Source organism: Azospirillum brasilense, assembly GCF_003349955.1.
Lineage (GTDB): Bacteria > Pseudomonadota > Alphaproteobacteria > Azospirillales > Azospirillaceae > Azospirillum > Azospirillum brasilense_B.
Genome location: NZ_QLKQ01000044.1, coordinates 1 through 12,146, shown reverse-complemented (window position 1 = coordinate 12,146; position 12,146 = coordinate 1). Strand labels below are relative to the sequence as shown.

The 12,146-nt window shown below is 73.0% G+C and carries 1 protein-coding gene; it reads left to right on the top strand.

Going from position 1 to position 12,146, the window contains the following annotated elements:
* Nucleotides 1–33: 33 nt before the first annotated feature.
* The coding region (locus DXK32_RS19130) for an SDR family NAD(P)-dependent oxidoreductase (RefSeq protein WP_114859977.1) at nt 34–12,146 on the top strand (12,113 nt) is incomplete at its 3' end.

Sequence of the window (12,146 nt, the reverse complement as noted above, 5' to 3'; positions counted from 1 at the left end):
CTGAACGACACTGGTGGCGGGGCATTGCGGGCGATGAACAAGATCCTGATCGACCGTCACGGCGATATGGACGTCGAGATGAGCCGGCTGCTGGAGGACGAGCTGGCGGTGGCCGCCGGTTCCACCACCGGCGCGCCGGCCCGGATGGAAACCCGGTTGGACGCCTCGCCACCGGCATCGACGCCTGCACCCGTTCCGCCGGCGACGGCCAGGGACGGCGGCGACGTGGCGCAACGCTTCCTGGCGAACGTCGCCGGCATCGCCTCGCGGGTGCTGAAGATACCGCCCGAGCGCCTGAACATCCGGGAGAACATGGCCCGTTACGGGGTCGATTCGATCATCGTGACGGAGATCATGCGCTGCATCTCCGACCAGCTCGACCTGCCGATCGCCCCGACCGTCTTCTTCGAAGCCCGGACTCTGGAGGAACTGGCCACCATCCTGCACCAGCGCTACCGCAAGGCGGTGGAACGGTCCATCGCCGCACCGCCCCCGGAACCGCCGCCTGCCAAGACGCTGGCCAAGACGCTGGCCAAGACGCCGGCCGGCCCTTCGGCGGACAGCGGGGAAGCGGACGCCGAGGTCGCCGGCTGGATCGACCGTTACCGCAGCCTGATGGGCGGCGCTCCGGCCGCGCCGGACGCAACGGCGGGCGAAGCCCCGCCCGCGGTCCCAGCCGGCGCGTCCGCCCCCGCCGACGAGCCGGTCGCCATCATCGCCATGGACGGCCTGTTCCCGCAGAGCCCGGACCTGAAGGCCTTCGAAAACGCGCTCCGCGACGGGCGCGACTGCATCACCGAAGTGCCGCCGGAACGCTGGGACTGGCGGGAGGTGTTCGGCGACCCGAAGCTGGGTGAGTTCACGAAGGTCCGATACGGCGGCTTCGCGCCAGACATCGACAAGTTCGACCCGCTGTTCTTCGGCATTTCCCCGCGCGAAGCGGAGATGATGGACCCCCAGCACCGCCTGTTCATCCAATGCGTCTGGCGGCTCATCGAATCCGCGGGCTACGCGCCGCGATCCCTGTCCGGCCGCAAGGTCGGCCTGTTCATCGGCATCAACCTTCAGGACTACGCGCTGCTGATCGACCGGGCCGGCGCGATCGAGGCGCTGCACCTGACCAGCCTGGGGCACATGTTCTGCCCCAACCGGCTGTCCTTCCTGCTTGACCTGCACGGACCCAGCCAGGTGATCGACACCGCCTGCTCCAGCTCGCTGGTGGCGCTGCACCGGGCGGTGCTGGCGGTGCGCCACGAAGGGTGCGAGATGGCGATCGCGGGCGGCGCCAACCTGCAGATCACGCCCGACATGCACATCATGTACAGCAAGACCGGCATGATCTGCGAGGACGGGCGGTGCAAGACCTTCTCGCCGCAGGCCAACGGCTATGCCCGCGCCGACGGCGTCGGGGCGGTCCTGCTGAAGCCGCTCAGCCGGGCCGAACGGGACGGCGACCCCATCCTGGCGGTCATCCGCGGCTCGGCGGAAAACCACGGCGGCACCGCCACCTCGCTGACCGCGCCCAACCCCAAGGCCCAGGCCGCCCTGATCGTCGAAGCCCACGGCAGGGCCGGCATCGATCCGCGCAGCGTCGGCTTCGTCGAATGCCACGGCACCGGCACCGCGTTGGGCGACCCGATCGAGATCAACGGCCTGAAACTCGCCTTCGAGACCCTCTACGACGCCGCCGGGCTGCCCCGGCCGCCGGCGCCGCATTGCGGGCTGGGCTCGGTCAAATCGAACATCGGCCACGCGGAAACGGCGGCCGGCATCGCCGGCGTGATCAAGGCCGTGCTGTCCATCCGCAACCGGCGGCTCTACCCGACCTTGCATTGCGCGGAGGTCAACCCGCTGATCGACCTCGCGGATTCCCCCTTCTTCATCCTTCGCGAGGGGCGGCCCTGGCAGCGCGCGGTCATCGACGGGCGGGAACAGCCGTTGCGCGCGGGCGTCAGCTCGTTCGGCGCCGGCGGTTCCAACGCCCATGTGGTGATCGAGGAATACCGGGGCAGCCCGGCGCCGGCCGCCGCCGCCCCGGACCGGACCGCGCTGGTCGTTCTGTCGGCCCGCACCGCCGAGCAGCTCGACCGGCAGGTGGACGACCTGCGCCGGTTCCTCGACGAAACGCCGACGTCGGACCTGCCGCCGCTCGCCGACATCGCCTACACCCTGCACATCGGACGCGACGCCTTCGCCGAGCGCCTCGCGGTGGTGGCGGACAGCGTGGCGGACCTCCGCGCCACGCTCGAGCGGTTCCGGCGCGACGGCGCGGCGCCCGGCTGCCGGCGCGGCAGCCTGTCCCGCAAGGACGCCTCCCGCCTGCCGGGCGACGATCCCGCGATCCAGGACACGCTTCTCCAGGCGTGGCGATCCGGCGACCTCGCGCAGGTCGCCGCCCTGTGGGCGTCCGGCGCGCCGGTCGATTGGCCGGGCCTGCACGCCGCCGCTCCCCAGCCGGGACGGCGGCCCCGCCGCGTCCCGCTGCCGACCTACCCTTTCGCCAAGCAACGGTGCTGGCTGACGACGGCGGGCAGCAGCCCCGGCGGCCGGCGCGGGGCCGGAACCGCGGCGACGCTGCACCCGCTGCTGCACGCGAACAGCTCGACCCTGGCGGAGCCGCGCTTCACCGCCCGGTTCAGCGGCCGGGAGTTCTTCCTCGCCGATCACGTCGTGATGGGCGCCAAGCTGCTGCCCGGAGCGGCCTATCTGGAAATGGCGCGGGCGGCGCTCGACCTCGCCGCGCCGCCGGGCGACGGTGACGCCCCCCTGCCGCTGCGGATCCGGAACGCGGTCTGGGCGCGCCCTTACGTGGCGGGAGACCGGCCGGCGTCGCTGCACATCGGCCTGCGCCCCGACCCGTCGGGTCAGATTCCCTACCAGATTTACAGCGAGGATCCGGCGGGCCAGCGCGTCCCGCACGCCCAGGGCATCGTGGCGCGCGCAGGCGCCGGTCCCGCGACCGCTCCCGCCCCGCTCGACGTGGCATCCCTGCGCGCGGCGATCACGGCGGGTCGGCCGGAGGAGCGGCAGCGCATGGACGGGCCGGCCTGCTACGCCGCCTTCCGCGCCATGGGCATTGATTACGGCCCCGCCCATCGGGGGCTGCAAAGCGTCGTCTTCTCGCCGCCGGGATCGCCGCCGCAGGTTCTGGCGCGGATCGCGCTGCCGGACAGCCTCGCCGCGGGCGCCGACGCCTACGGGCTGCACCCGGCGCTGATGGACGCGGCGCTTCAGGCCTGCATCGGGCTGGTCGCGGCCTCCGGCACCCTCGGCACCGCCGCGCCGAAGGCGTCGCTGCCCTTCGCGCTGGACGAGCTGGTGGTTCTGGCGCCGCTGCCGCGCGCCCTGTGGGTGTGGATCCGCCCGTCCGCGGGCGGCGCGCCGGGCAAGGCGCTGACCAAGATCGACATCGACCTCGCCGACGATCAGGGCCGGATCTGCGCCGTCCTGCGCGGCTTCACCGCCCGCTCGCCCGACGCCGAGACGAAGGCCACCAAGGCTGACGGGGGCGGCGACCTGCTGCTGTGCCGCCCGGTCTGGACGGACCAGCCGGCCCCGGCCGCCGGGAGCCCCCAGGGCTGGTCCCGCCACCGCGTCATCGTCTGCGGCCGCGACGATCGATTCCCGGCGTCGCTCGATCAGGACGTTGCGCGGCACATGCCCGGTGCGTCCATCATCCGCCCGGATGCCGCGGGACCGATGGCCGACGCCTTCCGCACCGCCGCCCTGGCGGTGTTCCAGGCGGTCCGGCAGGCCGGCGGCGCCAAGGATGGTGGACGGACGCTGGTCCAGGTCGTCGTTCCCGCCGACGGCGATGGCGCCCTGTTCGCCGGCCTGTCGGGCCTGCTGCTGGCCGCGCACCGGGAGATGCCCGGCGTCTTCGGGCAGCTCATCGCCGTGGACCGGGCCGCTGCCCAGGCCGGTCTGGCCGCCCGGCTGGCCGCCGACGCCGTCCAGCCGTCCGAGACACGGATTCGCCACCAGGACGGCGTGCGCCGGGTCCTGCTCTGGAAGGAACAGGTCTGGAAGGAAGGGGCGGACCCGGCGCCGGCGGCCGGGGGACCGCCCTGGAAGGACGACGGCGTCTATCTCATCACCGGTGGGGCCGGCGGCCTCGGCCTGCTGTTCGCCCGCCGGATCGCGCGCGCAACCCGCAACGCTCAGGTGGTGCTGTGCGGCCGGTCGGCCGCCGGGACCGCGCAGGACGCGGCTCTGGACGCGCTGCGCGCGGAGGGGCTGCGCGTCACCTACCGGCAGGTGGACGTCACCCGCCCCGAGCAGGTCGATGCGGCGGTCGCTGACATCCTGGCGACGGCTGGCCGGATCGACGGCATCCTGCATTGCGCCGGCCTGCTGCGCGACGGCCTGATCCATCGCAAGACGGTTGCGGATTTCGACGCCGTGCTGGCGCCGAAGGTCGCGGGCGCCCTGAACCTGGACCGCGCCACCGCCGCGCTCGACCTCGACGTCTTCATCCTGTTCTCCTCGGCGGCGGCGGTGCTGGGAAGCGCCGGGCAGGCGGATTACGCGGCGGCCAACGCCTTCCTCGACGCCTTCGCCCACCATCGCAACGGTCTGGCGGCGCGCGGCGAGCGGCGCGGCCACACCCTGTCGATCGATTGGCCGCTCTGGGCCGACGGCGGCATGCGGATGGAGCCCGCGGCCCTCGCGCTGATGGTGCAGACCACCGGCACCGCCGTCCTGCCGGAAGACCGCGGCGTCGAGGCGTTCGAACGCATCCTGGCGTCGGGCGACGCCCAGGGCATGGTTCTGTTCGGCGATGCCGCCCGTTTGCGCCCGCTGCTGGCCGCCCGTCCGAAGGTGGTCGCCGCCGCCGGCACCGGCGACGACATCGACCACCTTCAGGCGGACGGCGATCTGCGCGCCGGAATCGGGCAGGCGCTGGTTCGCATGGTCGCCGACCTGATGAAGTTCGACCTGACCGACGTCGATGCCGACGGGGAATGGGGCGACTACGGCTTCGATTCGATCACGCTGACCGACTTCGCCAACCGGCTGAACCAGCGCTTCTCGCTGGAGCTGACACCGACGGTGTTCTTCGAGCATGGCACCATCGCCGCCTTCGCGGCGTGGCTCGCCCGCGAGCACGCCCGGCCGGTCGCCGGGGCGCTGGGGCTGAACCGGCCGGCGACGCGCGCTCCACAGGCGCCGGAGGCGCCCCCGGCGACGTTGCCATCGCCGCCGGCCGCGCCGGACCTCGTGCCGGACCCTGTGCCGGACCCTGTGCCAATGCCCCGCCCAGCCCCCACCGATGCCAATGCCAATGCCGGCGGCGCCGACACCATCGCCATCGTCGGCATCAGCGGCCGCTTTCCGATGGCCCGCGATCTCGACGAATTCTGGGAGAACCTGCTGTCCGGCCGGGACTGCGTCACCGAAATCCCGCCCGACCGCTGGGACTGGCGCGCGTTCGTCGACGATTCCGCCGCCGGCCCCCTGGGCGGCGGCGCCCGGTGGGGCGCCTTCATGGACGGCGTCGATGAATTCGACGCGCGCTTCTTCGGCGTCTCGCCGCGCGAAGCCCTGATGATGGACCCGGCGCAGCGCCTGATGCTGCACCACATCTGGAAGGCGATCGAGGACGCCGGCCATTCTGCAGCCAGTCTGTCCGGAAGCCGCACGGCGATCTTCGCCGCCACCGCCCCCACCGGCTACTGCGAGCGCGTCGCCCGCGACGGCGCGGGCATCGAAAGCCACAGCTCTACCGGCGCCGTCGGCTCCATCGGGCCGAACCGGGCCAGCTATGTCCTGAACCTGCACGGGCCGAGCGAGCCGATCGAGACCGCCTGCTCCAGCGCGCTGGTCGCCATTCACCGCGGCATCGTCGCGATGACGACCGGCGACTGCGATCAGGCCATCGTCGGCGGCGTCAACCTGATCATCAGCCCGGAAACCCAGGTCAGCTTCGACAAGGCCGGCATGCTCAGCCCCGACGGCCGGTGCAAGACCTTCTCCAAGGACGCCAACGGCTACGCCCGGGGCGAGGGCGTCGGGTTCCTGCTCCTGAAATGGCGGCGCGCGGCGGAGCGCGACGGCGACCACATCTACGCCATCGTGCGCGGCAGTGCGGAAAACCACGGCGGCCGCGCCAAGTCCCTGACCGCGCCGAACCCGAAGGCGCAGGCCGACCTGCTGCGCGCCGCCTTCCGGCGCGCCGGGGTCGATCCGCGGACCCTCGGCTACATCGAGGCGCACGGCACCGGCACCGCGCTGGGCGATCCGATCGAAATCAGCGCCCTGAAGGCGGCGTACAAGGATGCTGTCCCCGCGCCGGACCGGGAGGACCGCCCCGAGCCCCCTTGCGAGCCGCATTGCGCCATCGGTTCGGTGAAGACCAACATCGGGCATCTGGAGCTGGCGGCGGGCGTGGCCGGGGTGATGAAGGTGCTGCTGCAGCTGAAGCACCGCACGCTGGTCCGCAGCCTGCATTGCGACGAGGTGAACCCCTTCCTTCAGCTCGATGGCAGCCCGTTCCACCTGTTGCCGGAGAACCGGCCGTGGACCCGCCTGCGCGACGCGCGGGGCCGGGAACTCCCCCGGCGGGCCGGCGTCAGCTCCTTCGGCTTCGGTGGCGTCAACGCCCACATCATCCTGGAGGAGTATGTCCCACCGCCGGCCCCGGCCGCACCCCCCGCGGACGGCGGCCCGGCCCACCTGTCCACTGCTGGCCTTTCCACTCTGGTGGTGCTGTCGGCCAGGACACCCGACCGCCTGAAAGCCTCCGCGCAATCCCTGCTCGCCTTCCTCGCTGCCGGTGGGGAGGGTGCCGCAGACGACGAAACGCTCGACGAAACGCTCGCGCGCCCCGGCCTGATCGACCGGATCCGCGACCTTATCGGCGACATCCTGATGGTCCCCGCGGCGGAGATCGACACCGCTTTGCCGCTGGACGAATACGGCGTCGACCCCGTTCACCGCACCCTGCTGCAAAGCCGGTTGCAGGAGGCGCTGGACCTGGAGTTCGCCGCCCGTCCCTTCCTCGTCAACCACACGGTCGAAGCGATCGCCGACGCCCTGCTGGACGCCCATCCCGCCCTGCGCGACCGGTCGGCGCCCAACGCCGCAGGGAATGCCGCAGGAACGGCAACAGGACACACCCGGCGCCGCCTCTCCCTGCCCGATCTCGCCTTCACGCTCCAGGTCGGGCGGGACACCATGGATGAGCGGCTGGCCATCATCGCTCCCTCGCTGGACGAGCTGGCCGGCAAGCTGCGCGCCTTCGTGGACGGCGGCGGCGACCTCGTGCCCGACCTGTTCACCGGCAGCGTCAAACAGAACAAGGGCCTGATCACCGCCTTCAGCGCCGACGAGGAGCTGCGGGAGGCGGTGGGGAAATGGATCCGGCGCGGCAAGTTCGCGCGGCTGCTGGACCTCTGGGTCAAGGGGCTGGAAATCGACTGGGCGGCGCTCTACGGCGATGCCGGGCCGCACCGGATCACGCCGCGGCGGATCAGCGTGCCCGGCTATCCCTTCACCCCCCAGCGTTTCTGGTTCCAGGGGGCACCGGCGGCGACCGGCGCGCTTCCTCCGGGTCGGGCCGCCGCCCGCGCCCTGCACCCGCTGGTTCACGACAACCGCTCGACCTTCGACCGCACGGGGTTCGGCACCACCCTCGCCGGCACGGAGTTCTTCCTGACCGACCATCGGGTGTCGGGCCGCCCCGTCCTGCCGGGCGTGGCCTATCTCGAGATGGCGCGCGCCGCCGCGATGATGGCGCTGGGCCGCGACGCGCGGGCGGCCCACGGCGTGCGCCTGACCGACGTGACCTGGGTCCGGCCCCTGTTCGTCGAGGCGCCGGTCCAGCTCGCCATCGACCTCGACCGCTCGGCCGGCGGGACGGTCCGGTACCGCGTCTCCAGCCTGTCCGGCGCCGACCGGACGGTGCATGGCGAGGGCGCCGTGTCCCTGCCGGCCGCCACGGTCCAGCCCCGCCAGGACATCGACGCGATCCGGGCGCGGCCGAACCTGCGGACGATCCCCGGCAGCGCATGCTATGAGCGGTTCCGGCAGGCCGGGCTGGGCTATGGCCCGGCCCATCAGGGCATCCGGGACCTGCTGGCCGGCGACGGCGTCGTCCTGGCGCGGCTGGCGCTGCCCGCAACGGTGGCCGACACGCTCGGCGACTATGTGCTGCATCCCAGCCTGATGGATTCGGCGCTGCAAGCCTGCGTCGGACTGGCGCTCGCCCCCGTCGGCGCCGAGGACGGCGCGCCGAAGCTGGCCCTGCCCTTCGCCATCGCCGAGGTCGAGGTGTTCGGGGCCTGCACGCCGTCGATGTGGGCCTTCGTCCGCCGGCAGGACGGCGCGGTCGGCCGCGTGCAGACGCTCGACATCGACCTGATCGACGACCAGGGGCTGGTCCGCGTCCGCATCGCCGGATTCTCGGCCCGCCTGCGCGACGGCGCTCCGCCGCCGCAGCGGGAGACGGCCGAGGAACCCGGAACGGAACCCGGAACGGAACCCGGAACGGCCGGGGCGCCGGCCGCTCCGATGGACACGGGCACGCTCAGGGACCGCACCATCGCCCGGCTCCGCAAGATAGTCGCGGCGGCGCTCCGTCGGCCGGAGGAGGAGGTCGACGCCACGGACGGCTTCGACAGCCACGGCATCGATTCGATGCTGGCGATGGAGTTGACGAAGGAGCTGGAAGCGCTGTTTGGCCCGCTGTCGAAGACCCTGTTCTTCGAACACCGGACCCTGGAGGAGCTGGCCGGCCATTTCCTGCACGCACACCGGGAGACGCTGGAGCGGCTGTTCCCCCCGCCGCCGGCGGTGGCGCAGCCGGCCCGCAAGGCCCCGGCGCCGACCGTGACCGAAGCGCCGGCCATCATGCTGCAACCCGCCTCCGCCCCGGCCCGGCCGGGCGGCGGCGGCGCCGGGCCGCTCGACATCGCGATCATCGGCCTGTCCGGCCGCTACCCCATGGCGCGCGACGTGGAGGAGTTCTGGCGCAATCTCCGCGACGGCCGCGACTGCGTCACCGAAGTCCCGCCCGACCGCTGGGATTGGCGCGACCATTCCCGCGAGGGGCGCGGAGGATCGGGCCGGCATGCCGGCAAGTGGGGCGGCTTCGTTCCCGATGCGGACAAGTTCGATGCGCTGTTCTTCAACATCCCGCCCAGCACCGCCGAGTATCTCGACCCGCAGGAGCGGCTGTTCCTGGAGCATGCCTGGGCGGCGCTGGAGGATTCCGGCTACCGGCGGGAGGGTCTGCGCCGTCCGGCCGACGGGCCGTCCGGCGACGGCGACCTGCCGGATCAGGTCGGCGTCTATGCCGGCGTCATGTACGGCGAATACCAGCTGCTCGCCCGCGACGCCGTTCGGGACGGCCAGGGGCACCCCTTCGCCAATTTCTACGCCAGCATCGCCAACCGCGTGTCCTACGCGCTGAACCTGCACGGCCCCAGCCTTGCGGTGGACACCATGTGCTCCGGCTCGCTGACGGCGATTCACCTCGCCTGTCAGGATCTGGCGCTGGGACGCACGGACATGGCGCTGGCCGGCGGCGTCAACCTGAACCTGCACCCGAACAAATACGCCGTTCTCAGCAACGGCCAATTCCTCTCCAGCCGGGGCCGTTGCGAAAGCTTCGGGGCCGGCGGCGACGGCTATGTGCCCAGCGAGGGTGTCGGCGTCCTGGTGCTGAAGCGGCTGGCCGACGCCGAGCGCGACGGCGACCACATCCACGGCGTGATCAAGGGCAGCGCGCTCAATCACGGCGGCCGGACGAACGGCTTCAGCGTCCCCAACCCGCGCGCTCAGCAGGCCGCCGTCAGCCGCGCCCTGCGGGAGTCCGGCGTCGATCCGCGGGCCATCGGCTACATCGAGGCGCACGGCACCGGGACCAGGCTGGGCGACCCCATCGAGATCACCGGGCTCGCCCGCGCGCTCGCCCCTTCCGGCGCGCCGGGCCAGAGCTGGTGGATCGGGTCGGCCAAGTCCAACATCGGCCACGCCGAGGCGGCCGCGGGCGTCGCGGCGGTCACCAAGGTGCTGCTGCAGCTGCGCGAAGGCCAGATCGCCCCGTCGCTGCACGCCGAGACGCTCAACCCCAACATCGACTTCGACGCCCTGCCCTTCCGCGTGAACCGCGAGCTGCGCCCCTGGCCGCGTCCGGTCGTCGACGGCCGCGTGGCGCGCCGTGTCGCCGGCGTGTCGTCCTTCGGGGCCGGCGGCTCCAACGCCCATCTGCTGATCGAGGAATACGTCCCGGCCGGCCGCGGAACGGCGTCCGTCACGGTCGCCGGGGCGACGCGCGTCCTCGTCCTGTCGGCCCGCACCGAGGAGCAATTGCGGCAGGCCGCCGAAAACCTGTCGCGCCATGCCGCCGAACGCGCGGGGGCGGAGCCGGACCAGGGCGCGTGGCTGCGCAACCTCGCCTTCACGCTCCAGGTCGGGCGCGAGGCGATGCAGCACCGGCTGGCCTTCACCGTCGTCACGGCGGATGACCTGATCGGTGCGCTGACCCGGTTCGTGGCGGGCGAGACCGCCGGCCTCCATGTCGGCCGGGTCGGCCGGCACCGCGGCGGCACCGCCCAGGGCGCGGCCGGCGGCGAGACCGACGCGATCGCCGCCGCCTGGGTCGGCGGCGCGGCGGTGGATTGGCACGCTCTTTACCGGCACGACGACGCGCCGCCCGCGCGCATCAGCCTGCCGACCTATCCCTTCGCCCGCGAACGGCATTGGCTCGGCTGGCGGGACCCCGCCCGCGACGCCGCGCCGGCGGCGCACGCGGCGCCAGCCGCCGACCTGCTGATGCTGAGCCCGCGGTGGGACGACCGGCCGATTCGGCCGGACCAGACGCCGACGGCCTACGCCGACCATCTGGTCTTCAGCGCCGACCCGCTCCCCGAGATGCCCGGCATGACGGTGGTGCCTCTGATGTCGGGGGAAACCGCGTTCGACCGCCGCTTCACCGACCACGCGGCCACTTTGCTGGACCGGATCCGGGAGGTTCTGAGCCGCCGGCTCACCGGGCCCACGCTGGTGCAGGTGGTGGCGGGCCTCGGGCACGAGCCGTTGCCCCCCGGCCTGACCCAGGCGCTGGCCACCATGCTGAAAACGGCGCGGCAGGAGAATCCGCAACTGCACGGCCAAGTCATCGACCTGACCGGTGCGGGCGTGGCGCCCACCGGCGGCGAACTCCCCCGCCTGCTCCCCGACCTGCTGCGGAGCAACGGCCGGTCTGCGGCCGAGGTGCAGATCCGCTACCGTGACGGCCGCCGTCAGGTCCTGGCCTGGGCCGATGCGCCGGACGGCAGCCCGAACGGCGGCGCGCCGGCTTGGCGGCATCGGGGCGTCTACCTCATCACCGGCGGCGCCGGGGGGCTCGGTCTGGCCTTCGCGGAGGACATCGCGCGTCGGGCCGGAGACCCCACGCTGATCCTGACCGGCCGCTCCCCGCTCGACGAACGGCGCCGCGCCGCGCTGGACCGGCTGCGCTCGCTCGGCGCGGAGGTCGCGTACCACGCGGTCGACGTCGCCGATGCCGACGCCGTCCGCGGCCTCGTCGCGGCGGTCGAACGGAGTGCGGGGCGGCATGGGCGCGGCCCGCTGAACGGGGTCATCCACAGCGCGGGGATCCTCCGCGACTCCTTCATCCTGCGCAAGAGCGCCGCGGACCTGCGCGACGTGTTCGCGGCGAAGGTCACGGGGCTGGTCAACCTCGATCACGCGACCCGGCCGTTCGACCTGGATTTCCTCGCGCTGTTCGCGTCGCTGGCCGGCGTCGCCGGCAATCCGGGGCAGGCCGACTACGCCACCGCCAACGCCTTCATGGACGCCTACGCCGCGCATCGCAACGATCTGGCGGCGGGTGCGGCGCCGCTTCCCCCCGGCGACATCCGCCCGCGCGGCCGGACCCTGTCGATCGACTGGCCGCTGTGGCGCGACGGCGGCATGACCCTGCCGGCGCAAACGCGGGAGATGATGACGCAAGCCACCGGCCTGGAGGCGCTGGACACCGCCGCCGGCATCGCGGCGTTCCATCGGGCGCTGGCCGGGGCCGAGGATCAGGTGATGGTGCTGCAAGGCGACGTCCGCCGCCTGCGCGGCCTGTTTCCCGCGCCGTCGGCGACCCCGGCCAGCGCCCGATGGAACGCCGCGATGCCGGCGGCGGTGTCCAG